A 323-nucleotide genomic window follows, 5' to 3' on the forward strand; every position below is an offset into this window, starting at 1 on the left:
GGCAACAATCAGCGCGGGCAACTGGAGTTACACAACGGCAGCACTTCTTGACGGCAGCCACAGCTTCACCGCCAAGGCCACTGACAGTGCGGGCAACACCACGACCACGTCTGCGCTGACGGCAACGGTCAACACGGGGCAGGTCGATACGACGCCGCCGACCGAGACGATCAGCACGACGATCACCACGGATACGGGCGCGACCCCCACCATCAGCAGCGGGGGTGTGACGAAGGACAACACGCTGGCCCTGTCAGGCACGGTGAGCGATGCCGGTGGGGTCAGCTCGGTGCAGGTCTATGACGGCGCCACCCTGCTGGGTC

At 65.3% G+C, this 323-nt stretch carries 1 protein-coding gene; it reads left to right on the forward strand.

From position 1 onward, the window contains the following. Nucleotides 1-323 (forward strand): Ig-like domain-containing protein (locus FXV83_RS43480; RefSeq protein WP_187436558.1); only part of this gene is annotated, 323 nt, incomplete at both ends.

This window comes from Bradyrhizobium hipponense, from assembly GCF_008123965.1.
Taxonomy (GTDB): domain Bacteria; phylum Pseudomonadota; class Alphaproteobacteria; order Rhizobiales; family Xanthobacteraceae; genus Bradyrhizobium; species Bradyrhizobium hipponense.